The sequence below is a fragment of the Agrobacterium vaccinii genome, from assembly GCF_021310995.1.
Taxonomy (GTDB): domain Bacteria; phylum Pseudomonadota; class Alphaproteobacteria; order Rhizobiales; family Rhizobiaceae; genus Agrobacterium; species Agrobacterium vaccinii.
The window spans coordinates 836,645-861,993 of record NZ_CP054150.1 but is presented as its reverse complement, the minus strand read 5'-3'; the positions used below and the strand labels follow the sequence as shown (position 1 = coordinate 861,993).

Here is a 25,349-nt window from a genome sequence, read left to right as displayed (position 1 = left end):
TCTCCCCCTCAAGGGGGGAGATCGACTCGCGGCAGCCCTTCGGCCATCTCATACGTCGAGACTGACGCAATGTCGGCGCACCTTGCTAATCTCCCCACCTGAGGGGGAGATGTCCGGCAGGACAGAGGGGGGTAGGCCACACCCACCGACCCTGCGTCCCGCCCGACCCTCAATCGTCGTCCGGGTCCTCAGGGCACGGCCACTCCGCAGGTGCCGTCAGTCCCTGCGGCAGTTTGGTCTTGGCATCGCCGCAGGCAATATCCACCTGCTTCTGCTCAAGGCCAGTCGCGGCCGAAAGGTCCAGCCCTTCGATGCGGGCCAGAAGAAGAAACGCATTGGCGAAATCGATGGGCCCGGTGAATTTTGCGCCTTCGAAACGGGAGCGCGACAGGTTGGCCATGGAAAACTTAGCGCCCGTCAGCGTCGCGCCTTCGAAATCGGCCCTGCCAAGTTCAGCCTTGCTGAAATCGGTACCCACGAGCTTGGCATTCTGAAAATTCGCCCGCTGCATTTCTGCGCTGTTGAACTTCGCATTTTCCGCATCCGCATCGCTGAAATCACCGCGATAGGCCTCGACCTTCACAAAATTTCCGCCCTGCAATTGCGATGACGCCAGAGACGTACGGATCAGCTTGGCCTTTTCCAGATTGGCTTTCTTGAAGGAAGAACCACGCAGATCGGTAAAGGTGAAATCCGTCCCGCGCAAATCCGCACCATCCAGCACGCTACCGCCCAGCATCAGAAGACGCTTGTTGCACGCACTCCAGTCGATCTCTGCGGCGGCATCTGCACGGCAGCTTGCGGCCAGAACAGGAGACCCGCCAGCGGCACTCAGCGCCAACACCGCCAGAGACATAGCCGCCACCAACTGCCTTTTTTTGCGCACCGTTGAAACCATATCGGCTGAACTTGTCATCTGCTCACTCCCGCAGCCCATTTTCGATCACACTATCATGCGTCATCGTAAGGCCCATCCATTACTAGATTATCAGCGACGATCCCGCAAATATACGTTTGACCACGAAACAGGCACCTGCCTCCCTGTCACCAGCGCCTGCTCCATCACATATTGGCGTAAACCGGCCCTTCGCCGCCCTGTGGTGGTACCCAGTTGATGTTCTGGTTAGGGTCCTTGATATCGCAGGTTTTGCAATGGACGCAGTTTTGCGCGTTGATGACATAGGTCGGCTCGCCGTCCTTCTCCACCCACTCATAGACCCCGGCGGGACAGTAGCGGGTCGAAGGACCGGCGTAGACGTCGTGTTCGGATCGTTTCTGCAGGTCCATATCCTTCACCTGCAGGTGCACCGGCTGGTCTTCCTCGTGGTTGGTGGAGGAGAGGAACACGGATGACAGGCGGTCGAAGGTCAGCACGCCGTCGGGTCTTGGATAAGCGATGGGCTTGTGGAACTTCGCTGGCTCCAGGCTTTGCGCATCGGTCTTGCCGTGCTTCAGCGTGCCGAAAATCGAAAGGCCGAGCAACTGGTTGGTCCACATATCCAGCCCGCCCAGCGCCACGCCGATCGCCGTGCCGAACTTCGACCACAGCGGCTTGACGTTGCGCACGCGCTTCAGATCCTTGCCGATGTCGCTGCCGCGCCATTCGTTTTCGATCTCGATGACTTCGTCATTGGCACGGCCAGCGGCGATGGCATCCGCCAGCCTGTCCGCCGCCATCATGCCTGACAGCACGGCATTGTGGCTGCCCTTGATGCGCGGCACGTTGACGAAACCGGCGGAACAGCCGATCAGCGCACCGCCGGGGAAGGTCAGCTTCGGCACCGACTGATACCCGCCCTCGGTAATCGCGCGCGCGCCGTAGGACAGGCGCTTGCCGCCTTCGAATGTCGGGGCAATTGCCGGATGCGTCTTGTAGCGCTGGAATTCCTCGAAGGGATAGAGGTAAGGGTTCTTGTAGTTCAGATGCACCACGAAGCCGACGGCAACGAGATTGTCTTCGAGGTGATAGAGGAACGATCCGCCACCCGTCTTCATGCCCAGTGGCCAGCCGAAGGAGTGCTGCACGAGGCCGGGCCTATGGTTCTCCGGCTTGACCTGCCAGAGTTCCTTGATACCGATGCCGAATTTCTGGACGTCGCTATCCTTGGAGAGGTCGAATTTCTGGATGAGCTGCTTGGCCAGCGAGCCGCGCACGCCCTCGCCGATCAGCACATATTTGCCGTGCAGCTCCATACCGCGCGTAAAAGCCGGGCCGGGTTCGCCGTTGCGTTCCACGCCCATGTCGCCGGTCGCAACGCCGATCACCGCGCCAGCGTCATTGTAAAGCACTTCAGTCGCCGCAAAGCCGGGATAAATTTCAACGCCCAGCGCTTCCGCCTTTTCCGCCAGCCAGCGACAGACGAGCCCGAGCGAGACGATGTAGTTGCCGTGGTTGTTCATCAGCGGCGGCATGGCGAAGTTGGGCAGGCGGATGGAGCCAGCGGGCCCGAGAAGCAGAAACTGGTCGTCCTTGACTTCCGTCTTGAAGGGATGCCCCTCTTCTTCGCGCCAGCCCGGCAGCAGACGGTCGATGCCGATCGGATCGACCACGGCGCCGGAGACGATATGCGCGCCGACTTCCGCGCCCTTTTCCAGCACGACGACGGAAAGTTCAGGATTGACCTGCTTCAGCCGTATCGCCGCCGAAAGACCCGCAGGTCCCGCACCAACGATCACAACGTCGAATTCCATCGATTCGCGTTCCGGCATTTCCATCGCGTCCGTCATATCCATCCTCTCAGCTCGCCGGTCCCATCCGGCGTTGTTTTTCTAACGTGCCAACCGCCGCAGGGTTCACAACCCTGGCTGCACTCGCCTGCTTTCAGGCTCTGTCTCAACTCCTTCTTCGCAAAGCAAAAAGCCGTTGTCGAGGTTGAAACGCGGCAAATCCTATCCGAGCTTATTACATTATCGACCGCACATGTAATATCTTACTCTTACGTTCACGTAAATTACCGGGATTTGCGAGGAGGTCAAGGTTGTAGGTGGAGAGCGCATCATCTCGTAGACGAGCTGCGAAATAAACACCTTCAAAACTCTGGCGCCCACCCCTATAACACCCCAACACTTTTAGGAGGACACCCATGGATCTCGGCATTTCCGGCAAACGCGCGCTCGTTCTGGCCTCTTCTCGCGGCCTTGGCCTCGGCATTGCAACGGCTCTGGCGAAGGAAGGCGCGCATGTGCTTCTGGTCGGGCGCACCAGTGAGAAGCTGGCAGCCAATGCGGACGCCATCAATGCGCTTGGCAAGGGCAAGGCGGATTGGGTGCAGGGCGATCTTTCGCAGGAGAATTTCGTGGCCTCCATGGTCGAGGCCGTTCAGACGAAGCTTGGCGGCATCGATATTCTCGTCAACAACACCGGTGGGCCCACTCCAGGCACGGCACAGGATATCACTGTCGACAAGCTGGAAACCTTTTTCCAGTCCATGGTGCTGCGCGTCATCACACTGACCGGCGCATTCCTGCCGCAGATGAAGGAGCAAGGCTGGGGCCGCATTCTGACGGTCGCCTCGTCAGGCGTGTTCGAGCCCATTCCCAACCTTGCCCTGTCCAACACGTTGCGCGGCGCGCTGGTTGGCTGGAACAAGACACTTGCCACGGAAATCGCTGGCTCCGGCATTACCGCCAACCTGTTGCTGCCGGGGCGCATCCACACCGACCGTATCGATGAACTCGATGGCGCCAACGCAACCCGGCTGGGCAAAAGCGTGGAAGAAGTGCGCGAAGCGTCCCTCAAGACCATTCCCGCCGGTCGACTCGGCAAGGTCGAGGAATTCGCCGCAGCCGGTGCCTTCCTGTGCTCAGAGCCTGCCAGCTACATCACCGGCACCATGCTGCGCGTGGATGGCGGCGCGTCGAAATCGATCTGATGTAAACAGGATGTGCCCGTCGTTGCCCCGGCATGGCGGGCTCTCTACTTGCCCTCTGAAGTGACGGGGCCGTGGAACCTTGGCCGCACAATGCACGCACAAGCTTAGCCGAATACCTCCGATGTATAGATAGCCACCTGAATTGCGGCTGCCCTAATATTGATCAGAGGGATTCCATGCATACCATCGTTTTAGCGAGATACAGCGAAGCACTTGAGTGGATCGTTGATATTCCAACAGATTTTAAAGTCATCATCTACAACAAGGGCCAGGAAATCACCTCGCCTGCTGTGCTTCAGCGCGCCGACGAGATCATCGCACGCCCCAATGTCGGTCGCGAATCCGAGACCTACATTCACCACATGATGACCCGCAAAGCGGATAATCGCGACTTTACCGTCTTCAGCCAGGGCGATCCCATCACGCACAGCCCTGACTTCATCGATCTGCTGAAGAACTGGCGCAGATGGGATGATATCCAGGCTCTCTCCTGGCAGTGGCTGACGACGAACAACATTCCAACAGCAGAAACGCTGGCGCGCTATCAGGAGTATTTCCCGATTCACCTTCGTGTCCGGCCTGAAACATTCTCGCTGATGGACTGGAAAGCGCTCGAATTCAAAGATGCCGGTGCCTGGAACATGGGGCTGGTGTACAAGACACTGGAAGGCATCTCGCCCAATACCAGCAATATTGCGGCCTATGTCTTGAAAAAATGGAAGCTGGATGCGCAGGCCGAAGAAGCGGCGCGGCATACGGTCGGCGTCTTCTCCTATGGCGCGATCTTCGCCGTGCGCAACGAGAATGTTGCACGGCTATCGGACGAAACGAAGCAACTGATCTACGAGTTCGCGACCGGAGCAGCCAACGCAAACGGCTATATTCTGGAACGCATGTGGCTCCATATTTTTGGAGAAGGTTTCTATCGCCGCGTTCCATTTATCGATCAGCACGCCAGTGCACTCAACCTGCCGGGCGTGCCGGATACGACACGCGTCGATCTCAGCAATCTCGTCCTGGGTCTCGCAGATCAGGGCATGTCGATGGACGATGTTGGAACCCTGTTGCAAGGCGTGATGCGTGAGCGTCTGGCCGAACTAAAGCTGGCTGCCAAAAACGCCGCACATAATTCATAAACGGCAATCGTTCGGGTATAGCCGGGCCCGCGAAATCCATTGGCTATTGCACCCTCCCCGGAGTAACCTCCGGGGAGATTTTCCCCTGTCGAGGCCTATCATGCAGATACTTCGGATTTCCCTTGTTGTCTTCGGCGCATTGCTCACCCTCATCGGCATCGTCTGGATTGGGCAGGGCAGCGGTTATTTCCCCTACCCTGCCTCCAGTTTCATGATCAACCAGAGCCCGTGGATGCTGCGCGGGGCAATCGTTGCCATCATCGGTCTGGCGCTGATTTTCTCTGCCCGGCGCTTCGTTCGCTGAATTACTTCACCAGCTTCGGCAAGTCCGCAATCAGCGCGTCCCGCGTGGCAAAGCTGATGGGCTCTTCGCTTTTCCAGTCCTTGACGTTCATGGTGGCGAACACGACCTGCCGGTCGCCCTTCTGTGCCCAGCCGACGAACCAGCCCAGCCAGTAATCTCCGTCGAATTTACCAGCCTCGGTGCGCATACGCCCCGAACCGGTTTTGCCATGCACCTGCCAGCCATCGGCTGCGGCAAATTGCGGAATGATCGCCATGGTCTTTTTCGTCGCCTCGGCGGAAACCGGCAGCTTGCCTGTCACGAAGCGACGAACAAAGTCAGCCTGCGCATCGCCGGAAATCTTTAGCGATGACATCAACCAGGCTTCGGTCAGCCCGTCCGTTCGGCCTTTCACGCCCTTCACATCGGCATTGCCGTAATCGAAGCGGCGCACGTAATCGGCAAATTTTTCGGCACCGAGACGCCGCGTGATTTCCTGCGAGTACCAGACGATGGAATCGCGCTCCCAGATGGTCGGGTCGGTCGCCTTCTGCTCGCGCTTGGGTCGCTTCCATTCCGCCTTGTAGTCCCAGCGCGGGTTTGTCTCGTCTTTCAGAATACCAGCATCGTAACCCATCACCGCCAATGGCAGCTTGAAGGAGGATTGCGGCGCAAATGCCTTGTCGCAGGCACCGTCGCGATGCAGGGCTTTGCCGCTGGCAGCATCCAGAATAACCGTGCAGTGCGCCGTCTCGGCGGCAGACGCAGGCATCATGGAAAGGCAGCATGCAGAAACAGCAGCAAAACTTGCCGCTGCAAAAGGTCGTTTCAAGGCCATTGGCACTCCACTCATCCGCATAAGAGATTCCCCCAGCGACTTATAAGCGCGATTTGGGCGGGCATTATTATGGCAGCATCAGGGAAAATCCGCCCTTGTGCTTGCCATTCACAATTCGCTGTGCGATCACGCGCCCTCTTCAAAACAGGCGGATGCTTTTGCATCCCGTTCATGACCGGACGCCATTGGCACCCGGCACAGCTATCATTGACTTTGGGAAAAACACGCTATGGCAAGAACACTCGGGCTCGATTTCGGCACGACCAACACGGTCATGGCAATGTCTGACAACGGTAACACCAGCCAGTCCATGCGCTTCACCAGCAGTGCGGGCACGACGGACAGCATGCGCACGGCGCTGTCCTTCATGAAAACGGGCACATTCGGTGCCGCAGCCCTTCAGGTCGAAGCCGGTCATGCCGCCATTCGCCAGTTCATCGATAATCCCGGCGATTGCCGCTTCCTGCAATCCATCAAGACCTTCGCTGCCTCCTCGCTGTTTCAGGGCACGCTGGTCTTTGCCAAGCGCCAGAGCTTCGAAGACCTGATGGAGGTCTTCCTGCGCAAGCTGAAGACCTATGCAGGTGACGACTGGCGCGACGACGTCTCCACCGTGGTAGCCGGTCGTCCGGTCCGTTTTGCTGGCAGCCACCCGGATGAGGCGCTGGCGATTGCCCGCTACAACGATGCCCTCACGCGCGCGGGTTTTCCGGAAATCCATTACGTTTACGAGCCCGTGGCAGCAGCCTATTACTTCGCGCAGAGCCTGAAGAAGGACGCCAATGTGCTGGTTGCCGACTTCGGCGGCGGCACCACCGACTATTCGCTCATTCGTTTCGAGACGCACGGCGGCAAGCTGTCGGCCACCCCCATCGGCCATTCCGGCGTCGGCGTTGCGGGCGACCATTTCGACTTCCGCATGATCGACAATCTCGTGTCGCCCGAAATCGGCAAGGGCAGCAAATTCAAGAGCTTCGACAAGGTTCTCGATGTCCCCTCCGGTTACTACGTCAATTTCGGCCGCTGGAACCAATTGTCCATCTTCAAGACCTCCAAGGAATTCTCGGACCTGAAATCGCTGGTTCGCTCGGCGCTTGAGCCGGAGAAGCTGGAGATGTTTGTGGAACTGGTGGAGCATGATGAGGGCTACCCGCTCTACCAGGCCATCTCCGCGACGAAGATGGCGCTGTCTTCAAGTGAAGAGGCCGAGTTCAACTTCTCGCCTTTGGGCAAGGCTGGCCGCAAGACCGTCAAGCGCACAGATTTCGACCGCTGGATCAGCGATGATCTCGCCAAGATTGAAGGCGCGCTGGACGAGGTGCTGGAGAAAACCCAGACCGCCCCTGAAGCCATCGACAAGGTCTTTCTCACCGGCGGCACCTCTTTCGTGCCCGCCGTGCGCCAGCTTTTCACCCGCCGTTTCGATGCCGATAAGATCGAGACCGGCGGCGAGTTGCTCTCCATCGCCCATGGTCTAGCCATGATCGGTGACAGTGGTGACATTGAGCGCTGGACAGCGTGATGACAGGGGTTTCGCGGGGCGAGCACTTGAGGTAGTTTTGCCTCATGATCTTGGCCCAAGACCTTTCCCCGGCAGAACTGGCGGCGCTCCTGCATTTCCATGCGGATGCGGGCGTGGACTGGCTGCTGGAAGACACGTCTCTGGATCGCTTCGCGGAATTTGCAGCCACCCGGCAAAACCGGGCGCCGCAACGGGAAGCACCACCCCGTCAGAACGATGCGCCGCAAAACAGCCCGTCCCGTGCTGCTCAGTCGGCACCGCAGGGCCGTAGCTCGGCGCCCGCTGCGCCCGCCATCCAGACCAATGTGGCCATGCCGGACGAGCAGGCCATTGCCGCCGCCCGGTTTGCTGCGGAAACCGCTCGTTCCCTGCCGGAATTGAAGACGGCGCTGGAAAGCTTCAACGGCTGCAATCTCAAGAATAGCGCCCGCAACACCATCTTTGCCGAGGGCAACCCGTCCTCCGGCATCATGGTGATCGGCCCCATGCCGGATGCGGATGATGACCGCGAGGGTCAGCCTTTCGTCGGCAAAACCGGCGTTCTGCTGGATCGCATGCTGGCCGCCATCGGGCTCGATCGCGCCAATCTGCTGCTGAGCAACGTCGTGCCGTGGCGCCCACCTGGCAATCGCTCGCCATCGGGCCCGGAGATGGAAATTTGCCGCCCCTTCATCGAGCGTCAAGTTGCTTTGGCAGAGCCGAAAGCACTGTTGCTTTTGGGCAACTTCACCGCTCGTTTTTTCTTTGGCGGCACCGGCACCATCCATACGCTGCGCGGACAGTGGCGTGATGTCGCATCCGGGCATGGAATCGTGCCCGCAATCGCCACCCTGCACCCGCAAGAGCTTTTAAACGCTCCAGCCAGTAAACCATTGGCGTGGCAGGATTTATTAGCGTTTCAGGCCCACATTCGCCAAATGTGAATGCTTCCTTTTTGATCAATATGAATCATTTATGAAAATAGCCATGCAAATGACGCATAACAGCGGCGCATTTACCCTGATTGCCGAATCCATACCGCACTGCAATAAGTGATCTCGTCTTGGGAGGAAAAGGTTTAAGGAACCAAGGCAATGACCACTCGCTTCCGTCCGGTTCACTCCGGCTTCGAAACTCTCCGACTTGCAGGCCTCGGCCCGCGCTCGGGTGACAGCTACCACCGCTTCGGTGGCACCAACGAACAGCTGACCGCTCGCGCGTCATCTCAGCAGGTTCGCACGACACGTCCTTCGGCAGTCTTCGCAGATTTCCGTGAGCGCTGATAGAAATCGTCTTCAGGCATAGCTCTGAAGGACATTCAAGATACGACGCTTTCGCAGCGCCTTTCCCATGGAGAGGCGCTTTTGCGTTTTAATAGTGCCGATATTTTACAAATGGCATGTTTTACGCCGTGACGGATTGCGTCTCCCCACTTACGGATATGTCGTGGCAACGCCCTCAGCACGCAAATATGCCCTGAAAAATCCTAGATCAAAAGCTGCCGCTCAAAGTCGAACCCTCTCTGCACGAGAGGGCACCCTGTGCCCCCCCTTGCAATCGAGCGGGCTGTTTTCAAAGGAAACGGCGGCATGGCTTCGGAAGCAGATCAGACAGCTTTCGCCTTGGCCTCGATAAATGCATCCTGGACATATTTGAACTTGATTGCCTGCCATCGGCAATACTCTTCCAGAAAGTCGCGCGCAAACCACATGCCGCTACGAAGGCCGCTGTCATGCCAGCCCATCGCACCCTGCTCTGCAGCCTTATTGAGAAGACGCTGCAAATGCGTGCGTGACATCATAAATTCCGCCGCCAAAGCACGCGCATCGACAAAACCGATATCAATACGCTCTACTTCGCGGTTTGCATCTTCAATCCGGCTGATGAATTCATCCATGACCAGAGCCCCTGCCTCGGTCCATAGAAAGAGCCCAACGCGCGGAGGCGGGTTCACCCATGCAGGATCCATGAGGCACAGACGAGCGGCCAATGGTTGCGCCACCTCCAGCAAGTTTGAATGCGCCATCATCTCAACGGCGCGTATTCCCCCATCAAGACAATCGAGAGCTGCCAGATTGGCGATATACCACATCAGGATTGCCTCTTCGCTTACGGGCGTCGCCTTGTATCGGCGGGGGCGCTGAGAGGCCGGGCTGACCCTTTCGACGTATCGATAAATTTCAAGCTGATCGAGATAGTTCTGAACCGTGTTACGGCTTGCGACATGATTGGTTGTGATGAGTTCCCGCGCTTGTGCAACCGTGAAGCCACGCGGTCCGCTTTCCAGGTTCAGGGCCATCCCCGCCTGCGTCATCAACCATTTCTGGTGCGCTGAAAGTAACCGAGCTATCCGCGGATTACTGTTATAGGCGCCCCGCAGATTGCGGGCGAGTGTTCTTATCGCTCCCAGCAATTCAGGATGCGCAACGAGGTCGTCATACGAATACGTCATGACCACCCCTGTAAAAATAATGAAAAGAAATTTGTTTTGTGGCGACCGTTCTTCGCCACGTCATTGCCCTGCCAAACACGAACGCCCATTAACAGACGCGCGTTATCAGGCTCCACGCGTTTTACCCCAAACACGATTATGCCACCTTAGATTTGCATTTTACCACCCGTGTGTTCAATAACACACTCGTGCGCAAATTGAATAAAACTTTGATAAAAACATCGTTTTTTGAAGCTGCTAAATCACCCAATCAAATGAATGTTGCGACTAGCCCTGCGGGGAGGATGCCTTTCGCGCCGCCTTGCGGGCAAGTCCGAGTTGATGCTCGCGAAAGATGATGAATATTCCCGCGAAAACCACGATTGCCGTTCCCACCAGCATCGTCACCGTCGGTATGTCACCGAACAAGACATAGGACACACCGATGCCGAACAGGATGGAGCTGTATTCGAAGGGCGCGATGGTCGAGACTTCGGCGTGACGATAGCTCTCTGTCAGCAAAATCTGGGCGATACCACCGGCAATACCGCAGGAGATCAGAAGGGTCGTTTGCTTCCAGTCCAGCCATTCCCAGGCAAAGGGCAGGCTGAGAGCCGAAAGCAGGCTACCGGTCAGCGAGAAGTAGAGAACGATGGTCGCCGTCTTTTCGGTCACCACCAGTTGGCGCACCTGCACCATGGCAAGCCCGCCCAGCACAGCAGCCAGCAGAACGGCCAGCGCGCCGATGCCCTCACCCGCTTCAAAACCGCCCTGCTGCAAAAGCGTCAGTTTCGGCCATAGAATGATGATGACGCCGGACATGCCGATCAGAACCGCAGACCAGCGATAGATGCGCACCGCTTCACCCAGCACCAGCGCGGCAAACACCACCGCCATCAGTGGCGATGCATAGCCGATGGCAATGAACTCCGGCAGCGGCAACAGCGTCAGCCCGTAAAAGCCGCAGATCATAGAGAGGATGCCAAGCAGCCCGCGCTTGAAATGCCCGAAAAGATTTTCCGTGTGAAATGCACTGCTGAGACTGCGCAGATAGGCCAGATAGATGACGATCGGCACGATGGCGAAGGTCGAGCGGAAGAAGCTGATCTGCCCGGCAGGCACGTCCGAACCGGCCGCCTTGATACAGGTCTGCATGACCAGAAAAAACGCAACGGATATCAGCTTGAAGCTTATGCCCCGGATGGGGTTGTTGGGGGCGGCACTCATGGGAATTGGCATTCATAGGTTCGAAGTGTGAACCGGTTGCACCTCACAGACCGCAACGTCAGCCTGCATGTTCACCCTGCGTAGCAGATTATCGAACCCGAGTCGGACACAAATTTGATCATCCTGTACACCCCAAGGCATTTTTGCCAGACACCGTGCGCAAATGCCACGTCAGGCCCAAACCGCCATGCAGCCGTCAAGTTCTGCCGTAAAGTAATGCACATGCCCACTTAGTACGCATTGCATGATCAACTGCATGACAACTTGTCGTAGTTCTGTAGAAATCAAATATTAACCACGCTCTATTCTAATTTTGATAGTTCGAAACTCAGCTCTGCAATCCGGTGGATGGAAAGACTGACACTGTTTTCATATCTATTTGGAATTGATGGCACCCCATGAACAGCGCTTTACGGACAGCCGGGAAAAACGCATCGCAATCCGCGACGCCGCGCGGCATGCGTGTTGTCACCGATGGCATGTCCACAGACCTCAAGCGGTTCAGCACCGACAATACACACATCGTCAAGCAGATCCGCCTGCTCGCCATCAACGCCCTCATCGAGGCGGCAAGAGCGGGTGAAGCAGGCAAGGGCTTCGCTGTCGTTGCCAATGAAGTGCAGCGCCTCGCGCAGATCGCCTCGGATATTTCATCGACCTTCGAACAGAACGTGCTCAGCCGCATCGGTCTCAGCCGCGATATGGCTGAAGCGCTGGTGGAGGAGATGGAAGGTGTGCGCCTGATGGACACGGCACAGACGCTGGTCCAGCTCATCGTCCGCAATCTGTTCGAGCGAACCGCCGACGTGCGCTGGTGGGCGACGGACACCGCCCTCTGGCAGGCCCTGCAAAGCAGGGACAAGGCCGACGCCGCATTCGCTTCGGAGCGTCTTGGCGTCATCAACCGTTTCTATACTGTCTATCTCGACCTCGTCATGACCGACGTGAACGGCATGGTCATCGCATCGGCCAATCCGCGGCACCAGCGCAACCTCATCGATCGCAGCCTGAAACTCGAGCCATGGTTTATCGCCGCCTCGCAGTGCCGCAGCGGCGACGAATATATTGTCGACCAAGTCAAGAGCAGCCCATTCCACGATGATCGCGACGTTCTGGTCTATGCGACCGGCATCCGCGAAGGTGGAAAGAATGACGGCGCGTTGCTTGGCACGCTCGGCGTTTATTTCGACTGGCAGGATCAGGGTCAGGCCATTGTGGAAAAGGAAGCGAACCTGCCGCCGCAGGTGGCGGAACGCACCGTCGTCATGCTTCTGGATGAAGACATGCGGGTCATCGCCAGCAACAACGCTGCTCTGCGCTTCACCCGGTTCCCGCTCGCAAATGCAGCCGATGCCATGCGTGGCAGCTACTACGACTCAAACGGCGCAATCGTCGCCTTCGCTAAAACGCTGGGATATGAAGACTATAGCGGCCTTGGCTGGTACGGCGTTGTCGTTCAGCAAACGGAAAACGAGGATGCGATCAGAGCCAGTCTCGGCCTCAAGGGCTGAACCATACCTGCCAGCGCCCCGGCTTTTCGGGGCGGCAGCATAAAATCGAGGTCATGCAGCCTGTTCTAATAGAATTGATAACCAAGTGAATATTTTATCATAATATAATTCTGGCACGGCGATAATTTCAGTAATCGTTCAACATTTAATGGAATGATGTGCCAATGCGAGACACATTCATTGATCCTCTCTGAGCGGTTGGTCTGGCGAGGACAACACGCAGGACATCATGTCTTGCGAATTTCACATGTATGTGACCCTCTTTCAATTTTACTTTCAGGTGGCATGCGGCATGAAACCTGAATCGTGGCAGACAAGGTTCATTCAGGAATAGTCATGCGAACAGACATAGGCCAAATCGTTCACCTGGCGGATTATCGCCCTTTCGATTTCGTTCTCGAACGAGTTGACCTCACCTTCGAACTCGATCCGCAAAACACCAAGGTCGAAGCCCGGCTGATCTTTCATCGGCGCGAAGGCGTCGATGTCTCGGCACCGCTGGTTCTCGATGGCGATGAGCTTGCGCTATCAGGTCTGCTTCTGGACCAGATCGACATTCCGGCAGCGCAATATGATGCGACGCCGGATAGCCTGACGATCCGCGATCTGCCCGCAGCAGAACCGTTCGAAATCTGCGTCACCAACTACATCAACCCGGAAACCAATACGCAGTTGATGGGTCTTTACCGCACCAACGGCGTCTATTGCACCCAGTGCGAAGCCGAAGGCTTCCGCCGCATCACCTATTTCCCTGATCGTCCCGACGTTCTGGCGCCCTACACCATCACCATCATCGCGGCGAAAGAAGGCAATACTTTCCTGCTGTCGAACGGCAATTTCCTTGGTGGCGGCAATTACGATGAAGGCCGCCACTTTGCGGCATGGTTCGATCCGCATCCCAAACCAAGCTATCTCTTCGCGCTGGTCGCTGGCGATCTCGGTCTGATCGAAGACACATTCACCACCATGTCCGGTCGTGAGGTCGCGTTGAAGATTTATGTCGAGCACGGCAAGGAGCCGCGCGCGGCCTACGCCATGGATGCTCTGAAACGCTCCATGAAATGGGACGAAGAGCGCTTCGGTCGCGAATACGATCTGGATATTTTCATGATCGTCGCCGTGTCCGATTTCAATATGGGCGCGATGGAAAACAAGGGCCTCAACGTCTTCAACGACAAGTACGTTTTGGCCGACCCTGAGACCGCGACCGATACCGATTACGCCAATATCGAACGCATCATCGCACACGAATATTTCCACAACTGGACCGGCAACCGCATCACCTGCCGCGACTGGTTCCAGCTCTGCCTGAAGGAAGGCCTGACCGTCTATCGCGATCAGGAATTCTCTTCCGACATGCGCTCGCGCGCCGTCAAGCGTATTGCCGATGTGCGCCACCTGAAGTCGGAACAGTTCCCGGAAGACGGCGGCCCGCTAGCGCATCCGCCACGCCCGGATAAATACCGCGAAATCAACAACTTTTACACCACGACCGTCTACGAGAAGGGTGCCGAGATCACCGGCATGATCGCTACCATTCTGGGCCCGGATGATCTGCGCAAGGGCATGGACCTTTACTTCGAGCGCCACGATGGCGATGCCTCGACGGTTGAGGATTTCATCAAGTGCTTCGAAGAGGCAAGCGGTCGCGATCTCCAGCAGTTCTTCCGCTGGTACGTGCAGGCCGGTACGCCGCTTGTCAGCGTATCGACGGCCTTCGACGCCGCCGCCTCGACCTTTACGCTGTCGCTGGAGCAGACCGTTCCGCCAACGCCCGGCCAGAGCAAGAAAGAACCGCTGCACATTCCGCTTTCCACCGCGCTCATCCTCGACAACGGCCAGATTGCCGAACCGTCGAAGGTCGAAGGTGGTGAATACCGCGATGGCGTTCTGCACCTGACCGAACGCAGCCAGACCTTCACGTTTTCCGGCATACCGTCGCGTCCGGCGCTGTCGCTCAATCGCGGCTTCTCGGCGCCCATCAACCTGCATCTGGAACAGCCGACTGACGACCTCGTGCTGATCGCCCGCCACGATACGGATATGTTCTCCCGCTGGCAGGCGCTCACAGCATTGGCCATGCCAAACCTCGTCAAGGCAACACATGCCGTGCGCGCTGGCGCCCCTGTGGAGTTCGACTCAGCCTTCATCGCAACGCTTATCGAAATTGCTGGCGACGAAACGCTGGAACCTGCCTTCCGGGCGCAGGCGCTAGCATTGCCGAGCGAAGCCGATGTGGCCCGCGAGATCGGCAGCAACAACGATCCAGAAGCCGTCCACACCGCGCGCAAGGCTGCCATGACAGCCATCGCCGAAGCAGGTCTGGCAACCTTCACGTCGCTCTTTGCTGATTTCGAAGACAAGGGCGCCTATTCGCCGGATGCAACAAGCGCTGGCCGCAGGTCCCTGCGCAACAGCGCCATGAGCTATCTGTCGTTTGCGCAATCGACACCGGAGCGCGCCGCAGCAACCTTTGCCGCAGCAACCAACATGACCGATCTGGCCCATGCGCTCAGCGTTCTCACACAGCGTTTCCCAGATGCACCGGAGACGACGCAGGCACTGGCAACCTTCGAGAGCCGTTTTGCCGATAACGCTCTCGTTCTGGACAAGTGGCTGTCTATCCAGGCTGCTATTCCCGGCGATGGCGCGCTTGCCCGCATCAAGCAACTGACAAGCTCGAAGCACTTCATCGCCACCAATCCGAACCGCGTTCGCTCCCTCATCGGCACCTTCGCCTTCGGAAATCCGACCGGCTTCAATCGTGCCGATGGTGAAGCCTACCGCTTCCTGGCCGAACAGATCGTCAGCATCGACAAGCGCAATCCGCAGCTTGCTGCCCGCATCCTCACCTCCATGCGCTCATGGCGCTCTCTGGAGCCTGTTCGGGCCGATCACGCACGCGATGCACTGGCCACAATCGAGCGTGCTCCAGCACTCTCGACAGACGTTCGAGACATCGTCGAACGTGTGCTAAAAGCTTGACGTTACGTGAGTTTGGCGGCTTTTCAGCAGGCCGCCAGACCTGTCCCAAAAAAATACGGAGTCGGTTCAAAGGGTTAAAATTCTTTTAACCTCAAGCTCTGGACAAGCCGAATCAGCTTTGATTCACTGGTGTCAGATTCGAGCGGCGGCGCTTCGAATTCCACTGGGGAGATCAAGGCGGGACAATGACGAACGTGCGGCGGGCGACCGCGGGCGATGAACGCCCGTATGCCAAATTTGCTGACATAGCTGCATGGGGCGAAAAGCTTTCTGGATATCTGACGGCATTTGCCACAGTGCCCAGAAGCAGTCTTCAGTTACCACAATTGGAAGTGCTGCTAAAGCGGCTCATACCGGTTCTCATTCTGGCCTTTCTGGTCGTCGTGGCAGCCTCGCGCATGGTCGGCATCGTCGCGGAATCTGGCCGCATGGAAGCATCCGCACGGCAAGCCACCGCCCTCTCCGCTCTGGCAGCCAAGGCATCGCTCAACGGCGCTGAATCGCTGTTCATGACGCAGGATCAAGGGGCTGCAGAAGCGCGGATGCGCACCGCTTTCCCCGTCGGCAGCCTCGATGACGACACGCTGCTGCTGGTCGCGGGCAATGATGGCCGTATCTTCGGCGGCATCGGCAAACATGCAGGGCTTTACCTTGGCACATCGCTGACCAATCTCCTGCCGGAAATCGCCATTGTCAGACGTTTCCCAGGCGCTCCAGGCACCATTGAGACCAATATCGAAGGCACGGCCCACTACGCAACGATGCTGCCCCTCGGCATGGATGGCGGCATGATCATCGCAGCGCGTTCGCTGCAACCGATCCGCTCGTTCTGGCGCAGCGAAGTGGCGATGAACGTCACGCTATTTACCGGCATCTCGGCCATTCTGCTGGTCATTCTCTACGCCTATTACATGCAGGTGAAGCGCGCTCGCACGGCAGATGAAATCTTCGTCGAATCCAACCTGCGCGTCGAGACGGCTCTGTCTCGCGGACGCTGCGGCCTCTGGGATTTCGATCTGTCGAACCGTCGCATGTTCTGGTCCACCTCGCTCTACGAAATTCTCGGCCTTCCTCCTAGAACCGAACCGCTGTCGTTCAGCGATGCCGCCCGCATGATGCATTCGGAAGATGGCAACCTCTACGAACTCGCCCGTTCCGTCGGCTGTGGCGACCTGCGCCAGATCGACCAGATTTTCCGCATGCGCCATGCACACGGCCATTACGTCTGGCTCCGCGCCCGCGCTCAGGTCATCCGCACCTCGAACGGCCCCCGCGTCATCGGCATCGCCATGGACGTAACTGAGCAGCACCGCTTGGCCCAGCGTTATGCAGAAGCCGACCAGCGTCTTGCGGACGCCATCGAAAGCACGTCGGAAGCCTTCGTCCTCTGGGACAAGAATGATCGTCTCGTGATGTGCAACGCCCACTTCCAGCAGGCCTATGGTCTACCCGATAGCGTGCTGGTCGCTGGCACCGAGCGTTCCGTCGTCAACGCCGCCGCCTGCCGCCCCGTGGTGGAACGTCGCGTGGCGGACCCGGATCAATCGGGCCTTTCCCGCACCACCGAAGTTCAGCTTGCCGATGCGCGCTGGCTACAGATCAACGAACGCCGCACCCGTGATGGCGGTCTGGTTTCGGTCGGCACAAACATCACCCTTCTCAAGCGCCACGAAGAGCGTCTGCGCGACTCCGAAAAACGCCTGATGGCGACGATTGGCGATCTCTCCGCCTCCCGCCACAAGCTGGAACGTCAGAAGACCGAGCTGTCCAACGCCAACGCCAATTATCAGGCTGAAAAGGAACGTGCGGAAGCGGCCAATACGGCGAAATCCGAGTTCCTCGCCAATATGAGCCACGAACTGCGCACTCCGCTGAACGCCATTCTCGGCTTCTCCGAAATTCTGCTTGCGGAAATGTTCGGCCCCGTCGGTTCATCGAAATACAGCGAATATGCCCGCGACATTCACGATAGCGGCAAGCACCTGCTTAACGTCATCAACGACATTCTCGATATGTCCAAGATCGAAGCCGGGCACATGCGCATCAATCGCGAAAAGGTCGATCTCGCACCACTGGTCGAGGAAACGCTTCGCCTCACCGCCATTCAGGCCGCTCAGAAAAACATCGCCATCCAGCAGCGTGTCTGCCGCGACATGCACATGACCGGCGACCGCCGCGCCATGAAGCAGATCATGCTCAACCTGCTTTCGAACGCAGTAAAGTTCACAGGCGATGGCGGACGTGTCGAACTTCGCACCCATATTCACCAGAAGGGTTTGATGCTGACCATCGCCGATACCGGCATCGGCATCCCCTCAGCCAACATCAACAGAATCGGCCAGCCTTTCGAGCAGGTTCAGAGCCAGTACGCCAAGAGCCAGGGTGGCTCCGGCCTCGGCCTCGCCATCTCCCGCTCACTGGTCAAACTGCACGGCGGCACCATGAAAATCCGCTCCTGCGTCGGCAAGGGCACTGTGGTCACCCTGTTCATTCCGAACACGGAAACCGCCTGATGGATTTGGCGGGGAGATTGATCGTCACCCCGCACGGCGCAACGTGATCCGCGTGAGCTCCGACGGAACTCCCAGGCGTATCGCAAATCCTGGCCAAAGCGCCGTGCCGTTGTTGACGTAGAGCTGCATGCCACCGATCTGATAGAAACCAGATACGAGGCCGTTATTGGCGCGCGCGACGAGGTTTTTGAGACCCAGAACCATGCCACCATGCGTGTGGCCGGAAAGCTGCACGGCAACGCCCGCAGCCGCGTTGCGCGCCGCCTCCTTTGGCTGGTGATCCAGCAAGATCACCGGCGCAATCTCCGGCGCGCCATTCAGCGCCGCCGCGATATCGGGAGGGGGAGCGCCGGTTCTCGATGACGACAGATCGGTCACTCCAGCGATAACGATTTTCGCCCCGCCCCGCTCGATGATCGCATGGCCGTTGGCCAGCGTCTTCATGTTCAGCCCCTCGTAATACTTCATCCAGTCTTCGTAGCCAAAGAAGTATTCGTGGTTGCCCGGAATGGTGTAGACGCCGTCCTTTGCCTTGAGATTGGCAAGTGGCGCGATATCACCCCGACGGCTCTGAATATTGCCATCAATCAGGTCACCCGTGATGACGATGAGATCGGCGTTCAGCGCATTCGTCTTGGCCACCACCTTTTCGGCCCAGCCTGTGGAAAACAGTCGGCTGATGTGCAGGTCTGTCAGTTGCACCATCTGGTAGCCGTCGAAGGCTGCTGGCAGGCCTTTTATCTGTATCTCGATATCTTTGAGCGGTGGAACGCGAATGGCCTGACTGACGCCCAAACCCGCCATGCCGAAAGCGACGATACCCATGGCGTATCGCAGGCCCACCGGCGCTCGTGGAAAATGGCCCTTGAATGGAAGCAGGACCAACGAGACCAGATCTAGCGCAATCTGAAAGAATGCAAGCAGGATGACCGTGCCCATCACAACGTTGAAGGCGATGACCAGCACCCTCGGGAACTCAGGGGAAAACACCGAACCGGACGAAAGACGGTTGAACAGCAGATATTGAGACCCGATGAGAAGAAGGATCGCAAGCGACACCTTGACGGACAAAATCCAGGGAAGCGGCTGGATGAAGCGTATCACCACTAGCAGCCACGGCAGTCCGAAGATCAGATGAAACATAAATGCGCCTTTGCTAAACATCTTATTACGAACTTGGCCGCCCGGCAGATCAGTCCGCCAAGGGCCAATGCCCGTCTTGGTCATCTGGTGCGTCAAACGGCCAAGTCAATGATTTCGTCATTTATTCGCAGTCCGAGAACCCTCAGCCGCTCTTGTTAACGTCGTAGCAAACGAATGCGATCTTGTTGCCATCGGGATCGCGGACATAGGCGGCGTAAAAGCCTTCGCCGTAATCCGGGCGCAGGCCCGGCGCACCCTCATCCGATCCGCCATTTGCCATGGCAAGTCCGTGCAGCCGATCGATCGTATCGGAACCATCGATCACGAACGCCGTCATCGTGCCGTTGCCAACACCAGCCGTGCCACCATCGAAGGGATAACCCGTTGCAAAACGTGGCGCGTTGACATCGCTCTTGTCACCCCAGAATGCAACCTGCTCGTCTTTGTAGCACTGCTTCAGTCCCATCTCTGTAAAAATCGGATCGTAGAACAGCACAGCACGGTCCAGATCCGTCGTGCCAACCATGGTGTATCCAATCATCTGCTCATCTCCAGCTTGAGGCTGGTACATCCTATAATTTAGTCCTTTGCCGCCACAACCGCAGAAAACGCCTTCCGCACAGTTTTCGACAACCGCTTCACCTCACCTTCCAGCGTGCCGATATCAGGGCAATCACCGGCACGGCAGACGAGGTCGATCAGCCCGGCAGGCGCTTGCTTCGGTTCGAAATCGCTGTCGATGCACAGGCGGATGATCTGGGAAAGTTCAGTAAAAAGATTGAGCGCAGCCATGCAGTCGTCATAGGTCTGCGGCTCCATCGCGCCTGCCGCGACGCGTTTCCAAACATCTGCCGTGCTTTCCCCGGACACATGCGGCGGCAGGTCCTTTGCGGGCGCAACCAGCGTCAGATATTGCGCGATGAACTCCAGATCGACCAGACCGCCGGGTATCAGCTTGAAATCCCAACCATTGGCAGGCGGCTTTTCCTCGCCGATCAGCTTGCGCATCTCGGCCACGTCAGCCGCAATCTTCGCCACATCCCGCGTCTGCGAGAGAACGGATGCAATGATGCGTTCGGCATCCTCAATCAGCGAGGCATCGCCGCAGATCAACCGTGCGCGGGACAGCGCCAGGTGCTCCCATGTCCATGCCTCCTCGCGCTGGTACTTCTCGAAGGTGGAAATGCGCGTCGCCACCGGCCCCTTGTTGCCGGAAGGCCGCAGCCGCATATCGACTTCGTAGAGCACACCTTCCGCAGTCGGCGCTGAGAGAGCCGAAATCAGCCTTTGCGTTATGCGGGTGAAATATCGGACCGCATCCAGCGGCTTCGCCCCATCGGATTCGGACGCCGCATCGTCATAATCATACAGCAGAATCAGATCGACATCTGAGCCCGCCGTTAGCTCGAACGAGCCAAGCTTGCCCATGCCGACGATCGCGACACGACCGCCAGGATATCTGCCATGTGCAGCTTCCATCTCAGCCATCACAGCCTTCACCGCAGCTTCGATCACCAGATCGGCAAGGTAGGTGAAGGCCCGCGCGGCAACCTCTCCCCTGATGGCACCCGTCAGCAGCCGCACACCGATCAGGAAGCGCTGTTCGGCAGCAAAGATTCGCAGCCGGTCGAGAATGTCTTCATAGTGCCGCGCCGGTGCCAAAAAGCCCTGCATGCGCTGGCCGAGATACTCGCGTGTCGGGATTTCCGTCATCAGCGCCGGGTCCAGCATGCCATCGAACACATGCGGGCGCGCAGCGATAATTTCTGCCAGTCGAGGCGCAGACGACATGATCGTCACCAGCAGCGAGAGAAGCGCCGGATTGTTGCCCAGCAGCGAAAAAAGCTGAATACCGGCAGGCAGACCGGACAGGAAATTGTCGAACCGCAATAACGCCTCATCGGCCCGCTTGCTCTTGCCGAAAGCCTGCAATAGCTCCGGCGTCAGCTCCGTCAATCGCTCCCGCGCCTCGACGGATTGCGTGGCGCGGTAACGCCCATTGTGCCATGTGCGGATGACGCCCGACATGGATTCGGGGCGCTCGAAGCCAAGCCTTGCCAGCGTCTTCAGCGTATCAGGGTCATCCTTCTGGCCGGTAAAGACCAGATTGCCGCTTTCGCCCGAAAGTTTGGTTTCCTGCTCGAACAGCGCCGAATATTTCCGCTCCACCAACCGCAGCACCGTTTCCAGCTTTTCGGAAAACGCCTTGGTATCGGCAAAGCCCAGCATGAAGGCGATGCGTTTCAGCTCCGCCTCGGTATCGGGCAGAATATGCGTCTGCTCGTCGCGCACCATCTGGATGCGGTGTTCCACCTCGCGCAGAAACCAGTAGGCATCCGTCAGCTTGTCGCGCGTGCTGGCATCGATCCACTTCGCCTCCGTCAGCGCCGCCAATGCTTCCTGCGTCGAGCGCACCCGCAGCGGTGCCATCCGCCCGCCCGCAATCAACTGCTGCGTCTGCGCGAAGAATTCGATCTCACGAATACCACCGCGACCGAGCTTCACATTGTGCCCCTTCACCGCAATCGCGCCATGGCCCTTATGCGCATGTATCTGCCGCTTGATGGAGTGGATATCGGCAATCGCCGCATAATCCAGATACTTGCGAAACACGAAGGGCGTCAGTTCCCGCAGGAAGCTTTCACCCGCCTTGATGTCCCCTGCCACCGGCCGCGCCTTGATATAGGCCGCACGCTCCCAGTTCTGCCCCCTGCCCTCATAATAGGTCAGCGCCGCCTCGACGGGTATGGCCAGCGGCGTCGAGCCGGGGTCCGGACGAAGCCGCAGGTCGGTTCTGAAGACATAACCATCCGCCGTCCGCTCCTGCATGATACGGATCAGGCGGCGCATCATGCGTCCAAAGATTTCCAACGCATCCAGCGGGTCGGGGATGATGCCGGAGGATGGCTCGAAGAATACAACGGCATCGATATCGGAGGAATAATTCAGCTCCTGCGCACCCAGCTTGCCCATGCCCAGCACGATCAGGCCAGAGCCCTCACTCGGCGCATCCAGATTCTTCAGCGTCAGCTTGCCGCTGTGGTGGTTGGCCAGAAGCAAGTGATCGATAGCCGCCGCCAGACTGGCGTCGGCCATATCGCTCAACCATCGGGTCGTATCTCTTGCCACGAAGACCCGCGCCAGATCGGCAAGTGCCGCTATAAAGGACAGTCGTCGTTTGGCAATCCGCAGCTGGGTCATCACCTCGGCCTCGCTCGGCAGGGCGCCCTCATCATCAGGTCGCCAGCAATTGCGGGCATCCTCGACCAAACGCGCGAGTGTTGCATCCAGCGGTCCAGATATGGCCAGCGTCAGCAACCCCTCATCGGCCACCGCAGCGTCCCGCAGATAGGGAGACAATGACAATGCCTGCGCGACGAAATCCTTGAGCGGCCTGTCGCTCGCCAGAAGCGCCGCGACATCCGGCTCGCTTTTGCCGATATCCTTCAAAGTAGAGAGAACGGATTTCAGCTCCGTCTGTGTATAAGGGCGGATCACCCCCGACTGCACGTCTTCAAGCCGTCTTTCGACGGTTGCGGCATTTTGCAATGTCTCTCTCCCTTACACGCTGAATGCCGACCTCACGGAATCGGCTTCATTGTTTTTGGGTACGACCTTACGGTGTGGAAACGGGAAAAACCATCGAAACAGTCAGGCCGGGTGCCTCGGCGTTGTCGGGATCGGTATCGGAAAGCCGCAGCGAACCGCCATGCAGCTCCATCACCGCCTCGACAAGCGAAAGCCCCAGACCCGTTCCTGGCTTGGAGCGGCTTTCGTCCAGCCGCACGAAACGCTTGATGACCTCATCGCGCTTGGCTGCGGGGACACCGGGTCCATTGTCTGCAACCGAAAGCACGATCCCCTCGTCCTGCCGCGCCAGCCGCACGGCCAGCGCCTTCTTGCCCTCATGCCCACCGGCATATTTGATGGCGTTGTCGATGATGTTTGTCAGCGCCTGACCGATCAGTTCGCGGTTGCCCTGCACGATCAGCCCCGGCGCAATATCCGCCGTCAGCGTCAAACCTTCCTCATCGGCCACCGGCTCGTAAAGTTCGGCGCTATCCTCGGCAATCGCCGAGACATCCACATCGCTCATCTCGGCGGCAATCGAACCGGCCTCGACACGGGAAATCATCAGCAGCGCGTTGAAGGTGCGGATCAGCTGGTCGGATTCGGCGATGATGCCCTCCAGTGCTGCCCGGCGCTTACCGTCATCCCGGTCTTCCAGCGCCTCGGTCGCTTTGTTGCGCAGGCGCGTCAGTGGCGTTTTGAGGTCATGGGCGATATTGTCGGAAACCTGCCGCAGCCCCTCGTTCAGCTTCTCGATCCGCCCCAGCATGGCGTTGAGCGAACCCGAGAGCCGGTCGAATTCATCGCCGGAACGACCTTGCGGCAGGCGCTGCGACAGGTCGCCTGCCATGATTTTCTTGGTCGCATCCGACATGCGGTTGAGACGCTTCAGAGCATTGCGCCCAATCGCGAACCAGATGAGAACGGCGCCGCCACCCATGATAGCGAGCGCCACCATCAGCGCATTGCGCACCAGCAGACGGAACTTCGTCGGCTCGCCCAGATCGCGACCGACCAGAATGCGAAGTCCATTATCCAGACGGAAAATATTGGCCGTGGCCAGATGCTTCACGGCATCGCCGCTTTCGGAATAGCGCTCATAACCGAACGGCAATTCGGTCCAGCCCTCACTGTCGAAAACACCTGGCTGCACGGAGGCGACGTTACCCGCCAGAATTTCACCATTCGGCCCGGCAATCACATAAAGGCTCGCCCCCGGTTGACGTGCGCGGCGCTCCATCATCCGCAGCAGCGGGTTGATGCCGCCGCGATTATAAACGCGCTGAACGTCGTTGACTTCCTGCTGCACTGCATCGCGCGTCTGCTGGTTCAGCAAACCTTCGGACAACGCCGTGACATAAAAAACGAGGAAAGCGGCACAAAGCGCGAAAAGCAGGATATAGAGCGCCGAAAGGCGCACCGCCGTCGAGCTGAACAAAAGACGAAGACGGGCCATGAGGCGGCGTTACCCCTCGTCCTTCATAATGTAACCGGCGCCGCGAATGGTTTTCAGCAGCGGCTTGTCGAAGTCCTTCTCGATCTTGGAACGCAGGCGCGACACATGCACGTCGATGACATTGGTCTGCGGATCGAAGTGGTAATCCCATACATTTTCGAGCAGCATGGTACGCGTCACGACCTGCCCCGCATTCTTCATCAAATATTCCAGCAGGCGAAACTCGCGCGGCTGAAGGAGAATTTCCTTGCCGCCACGACGCACATCATGGGAGAGACGGTCGAGTTCCAGATCGCCGACACGGTAGATCATGTCCTGCTCAGGCTTGCCCTTGCGGCGGCCCAGCACTTCGATACGCGCCAGAAGTTCGCTAAACGCATAGGGCTTCGGCAAGTAGTCATCACCACCGGCGCGCAGACCCGTCACGCGGTCGTCCACCTGCCCCAGTGCGGACAGGATCAGCACGGGCGTCTCGATGCCACGGCGGCGCAGCTCGCTGATGACGGAAAGACCATCACGGCGCGGCAGCATACGGTCGATGACCATCACGTCATAGGCGTTCTCGACGCCCATAAACAAACCGCTCTCGCCATCGCTGGCGTGATCGGCCACAATGCCTGCTTCCCGGAACGCCTTGGTCATATAGGCCGCAGCTTCCAGATCATCTTCGATAACAAGAATCTTCATGTGCGGGACAATAGCGTCCTCGACCTTCGCCACACAACTGGAAACAGTGGGGTTGCTCTCGTTATGCAGATTGCTTTCCATATGTTTCGGCTCCCGAGCAGTGACAAGACGACCAAGTGACACGAAAGGTTGCCCTCTCCACCGTCACCCCGGCCTTGAGCCGGGGTCCAGCCGCCGCGCGTCTGCGCGGCAAAGG

General features: G+C 58.3%; 19 protein-coding genes. 9 read left to right on the top strand and 10 right to left on the bottom strand.

The genetic code is table 11. From position 1 onward, the window contains the following. Window positions 1-169: 169 nt before the first annotated feature. Together HRR99_RS04345 and HRR99_RS04340 are read right to left on the bottom strand one after the other, a co-directional pair. Window positions 170-856 (bottom strand): pentapeptide repeat-containing protein, encoded by a 687-nt coding sequence (locus HRR99_RS04345; RefSeq protein WP_233123415.1) that lies wholly within the window; start codon window positions 854-856, stop codon window positions 170-172. Window positions 857-1,062: 206 nt separating this feature from the next. After that, window positions 1,063-2,727, bottom strand: a complete 1,665-nt coding sequence (locus tag HRR99_RS04340; RefSeq protein ID WP_233122912.1) for an electron transfer flavoprotein-ubiquinone oxidoreductase — start codon at window positions 2,725-2,727, stop codon at window positions 1,063-1,065. A 356-nt stretch (window positions 2,728-3,083) separates the two neighbouring features. On the opposite strand from HRR99_RS04340, the gene HRR99_RS04335 reads away from it, so the two are divergent. From HRR99_RS04335 to HRR99_RS04325, 3 genes are all read left to right on the top strand, one after another. Continuing rightward, window positions 3,084-3,872, top strand: a complete 789-nt coding sequence (locus tag HRR99_RS04335) for an SDR family oxidoreductase (protein WP_233122911.1) — start codon at window positions 3,084-3,086, stop codon at window positions 3,870-3,872. A 176-nt stretch (window positions 3,873-4,048) separates the two neighbouring features. Further along, window positions 4,049-5,008 carry a hypothetical protein gene (locus HRR99_RS04330; RefSeq protein WP_112500086.1) on the top strand — a complete coding sequence of 320 codons (960 nt, stop codon included), beginning with the start codon at window positions 4,049-4,051 and terminating at the stop codon, window positions 5,006-5,008. 100 nt (window positions 5,009-5,108) lie between these two features. Further along, window positions 5,109-5,312 carry a hypothetical protein gene (locus HRR99_RS04325; RefSeq protein ID WP_112500085.1) on the top strand — a complete coding sequence of 68 codons (204 nt, stop codon included), beginning with the start codon at window positions 5,109-5,111 and terminating at the stop codon, window positions 5,310-5,312. 1 nt (window position 5,313) lies between these two features. Here HRR99_RS04325 and blaOXA read toward each other — a convergent pair whose 3' ends face one another. Further along, window positions 5,314-6,066, bottom strand: a complete 753-nt coding sequence (gene blaOXA, locus HRR99_RS04320; protein ID WP_422387304.1) for a class D beta-lactamase — start codon at window positions 6,064-6,066, stop codon at window positions 5,314-5,316. Window positions 6,067-6,358: 292 nt separating this feature from the next. On the opposite strand from blaOXA, the gene HRR99_RS04315 reads away from it, so the two are divergent. The 3 genes from HRR99_RS04315 (at window position 6,359) to HRR99_RS04305 (ending at window position 8,913) form a co-directional block, all read left to right on the top strand. Further along, on the top strand, window positions 6,359-7,651 hold the full coding sequence (locus HRR99_RS04315) for an Hsp70 family protein (protein ID WP_233122909.1): 1,293 nt from the start codon (window positions 6,359-6,361) through the stop codon (window positions 7,649-7,651). 44 nt (window positions 7,652-7,695) lie between these two features. Beyond that, entirely contained in the window at window positions 7,696-8,574 is an 879-nt protein-coding gene (locus HRR99_RS04310) for a uracil-DNA glycosylase (RefSeq protein WP_233122908.1), read from the top strand. A 150-nt stretch (window positions 8,575-8,724) separates the two neighbouring features. Then, window positions 8,725-8,913, top strand: a complete 189-nt coding sequence (locus HRR99_RS04305; RefSeq protein WP_112500082.1) for a hypothetical protein — start codon at window positions 8,725-8,727, stop codon at window positions 8,911-8,913. Between the two features lie 323 nt (window positions 8,914-9,236). Here the strand turns inward: HRR99_RS04305 and HRR99_RS04300 are convergent, their stop codons facing one another. Both HRR99_RS04300 and HRR99_RS04295 read right to left on the bottom strand, forming a co-directional pair. Next, entirely contained in the window at window positions 9,237-10,082 is an 846-nt protein-coding gene (locus tag HRR99_RS04300; protein WP_233122907.1) for a hypothetical protein, read from the bottom strand. 267 nt (window positions 10,083-10,349) lie between these two features. Beyond that, window positions 10,350-11,288, bottom strand: coding sequence for a DMT family transporter (locus HRR99_RS04295; RefSeq protein ID WP_233122906.1), 939 nt, complete (start codon window positions 11,286-11,288; stop codon window positions 10,350-10,352). Between the two features lie 398 nt (window positions 11,289-11,686). Here HRR99_RS04295 and HRR99_RS04290 point away from each other — a divergent pair, with 398 nt between their 5' ends. From HRR99_RS04290 to HRR99_RS04280, 3 genes are all read left to right on the top strand, one after another. Then, window positions 11,687-12,799 (top strand): methyl-accepting chemotaxis protein, encoded by a 1,113-nt coding sequence (locus HRR99_RS04290; protein ID WP_277877900.1) that lies wholly within the window; start codon window positions 11,687-11,689, stop codon window positions 12,797-12,799. Between the two features lie 336 nt (window positions 12,800-13,135). After that, window positions 13,136-15,784, top strand: coding sequence for an aminopeptidase N (pepN, locus tag HRR99_RS04285; protein WP_233122905.1), 2,649 nt, complete (start codon window positions 13,136-13,138; stop codon window positions 15,782-15,784). Between the two features lie 185 nt (window positions 15,785-15,969). Further along, window positions 15,970-18,297: a PAS domain-containing sensor histidine kinase gene (locus HRR99_RS04280; protein WP_233122904.1), complete on the top strand. Its 2,328-nt coding sequence runs from the start codon at window positions 15,970-15,972 to the stop codon at window positions 18,295-18,297. A 24-nt stretch (window positions 18,298-18,321) separates the two neighbouring features. Here HRR99_RS04280 and HRR99_RS04275 read toward each other — a convergent pair whose 3' ends face one another. From HRR99_RS04275 to HRR99_RS04255, 5 genes are all read right to left on the bottom strand, one after another. Then, the gene (locus tag HRR99_RS04275) at window positions 18,322-19,440 is read right to left on the bottom strand and encodes a metallophosphoesterase (RefSeq protein ID WP_233122903.1); all 1,119 of its coding nucleotides are present in this window, start codon (window positions 19,438-19,440) and stop codon (window positions 18,322-18,324) included. Window positions 19,441-19,582: 142 nt separating this feature from the next. After that, window positions 19,583-19,981: a VOC family protein gene (locus HRR99_RS04270; RefSeq protein WP_233122902.1), complete on the bottom strand. Its 399-nt coding sequence runs from the start codon at window positions 19,979-19,981 to the stop codon at window positions 19,583-19,585. 38 nt (window positions 19,982-20,019) lie between these two features. Further along, window positions 20,020-22,989 (bottom strand): bifunctional [glutamine synthetase] adenylyltransferase/[glutamine synthetase]-adenylyl-L-tyrosine phosphorylase, encoded by a 2,970-nt coding sequence (locus HRR99_RS04265; RefSeq protein WP_233122901.1) that lies wholly within the window; start codon window positions 22,987-22,989, stop codon window positions 20,020-20,022. A 67-nt stretch (window positions 22,990-23,056) separates the two neighbouring features. Further along, a complete protein-coding gene (locus HRR99_RS04260; protein ID WP_233122900.1) occupies window positions 23,057-24,466 on the bottom strand; it encodes a sensor histidine kinase in 1,410 nt (469 codons plus the stop codon). A gap of 9 nt (window positions 24,467-24,475) precedes the next feature. Beyond that, window positions 24,476-25,234 (bottom strand): response regulator transcription factor, encoded by a 759-nt coding sequence (locus HRR99_RS04255; RefSeq protein WP_277877899.1) that lies wholly within the window; start codon window positions 25,232-25,234, stop codon window positions 24,476-24,478. Between the last annotated feature and the right edge of the window lie 115 nt (window positions 25,235-25,349).

Coding starts and splice junctions, on each gene's coding strand:
- HRR99_RS04345 (WP_233123415.1), bottom strand. CDS start 856: ATGTCTCTGGCGGTGTTGGCGCTGAGTGCCGCTGGCGGGTCTCCTGTT.
- HRR99_RS04340 (WP_233122912.1), bottom strand. CDS start 2,727: ATGACGGACGCGATGGAAATGCCGGAACGCGAATCGATGGAATTCGAC.
- HRR99_RS04335 (WP_233122911.1), top strand. CDS start 3,084: ATGGATCTCGGCATTTCCGGCAAACGCGCGCTCGTTCTGGCCTCTTCT.
- HRR99_RS04330 (WP_112500086.1), top strand. CDS start 4,049: ATGCATACCATCGTTTTAGCGAGATACAGCGAAGCACTTGAGTGGATC.
- HRR99_RS04325 (WP_112500085.1), top strand. CDS start 5,109: ATGCAGATACTTCGGATTTCCCTTGTTGTCTTCGGCGCATTGCTCACC.
- blaOXA (WP_422387304.1), bottom strand. CDS start 6,066: ATGATGCCTGCGTCTGCCGCCGAGACGGCGCACTGCACGGTTATTCTG.
- HRR99_RS04315 (WP_233122909.1), top strand. CDS start 6,359: ATGGCAAGAACACTCGGGCTCGATTTCGGCACGACCAACACGGTCATG.
- HRR99_RS04310 (WP_233122908.1), top strand. CDS start 7,696: ATGATCTTGGCCCAAGACCTTTCCCCGGCAGAACTGGCGGCGCTCCTG.
- HRR99_RS04305 (WP_112500082.1), top strand. CDS start 8,725: ATGACCACTCGCTTCCGTCCGGTTCACTCCGGCTTCGAAACTCTCCGA.
- HRR99_RS04300 (WP_233122907.1), bottom strand. CDS start 10,082: ATGACGTATTCGTATGACGACCTCGTTGCGCATCCTGAATTGCTGGGA.
- HRR99_RS04295 (WP_233122906.1), bottom strand. CDS start 11,288: ATGAGTGCCGCCCCCAACAACCCCATCCGGGGCATAAGCTTCAAGCTG.
- HRR99_RS04290 (WP_277877900.1), top strand. CDS start 11,687: ATGAACAGCGCTTTACGGACAGCCGGGAAAAACGCATCGCAATCCGCG.
- pepN (WP_233122905.1), top strand. CDS start 13,136: ATGCGAACAGACATAGGCCAAATCGTTCACCTGGCGGATTATCGCCCT.
- HRR99_RS04280 (WP_233122904.1), top strand. CDS start 15,970: ATGACGAACGTGCGGCGGGCGACCGCGGGCGATGAACGCCCGTATGCC.
- HRR99_RS04275 (WP_233122903.1), bottom strand. CDS start 19,440: ATGTTTCATCTGATCTTCGGACTGCCGTGGCTGCTAGTGGTGATACGC.
- HRR99_RS04270 (WP_233122902.1), bottom strand. CDS start 19,981: ATGATTGGATACACCATGGTTGGCACGACGGATCTGGACCGTGCTGTG.
- HRR99_RS04260 (WP_233122900.1), bottom strand. CDS start 24,466: ATGGCCCGTCTTCGTCTTTTGTTCAGCTCGACGGCGGTGCGCCTTTCG.
- HRR99_RS04255 (WP_277877899.1), bottom strand. CDS start 25,234: ATGGAAAGCAATCTGCATAACGAGAGCAACCCCACTGTTTCCAGTTGT.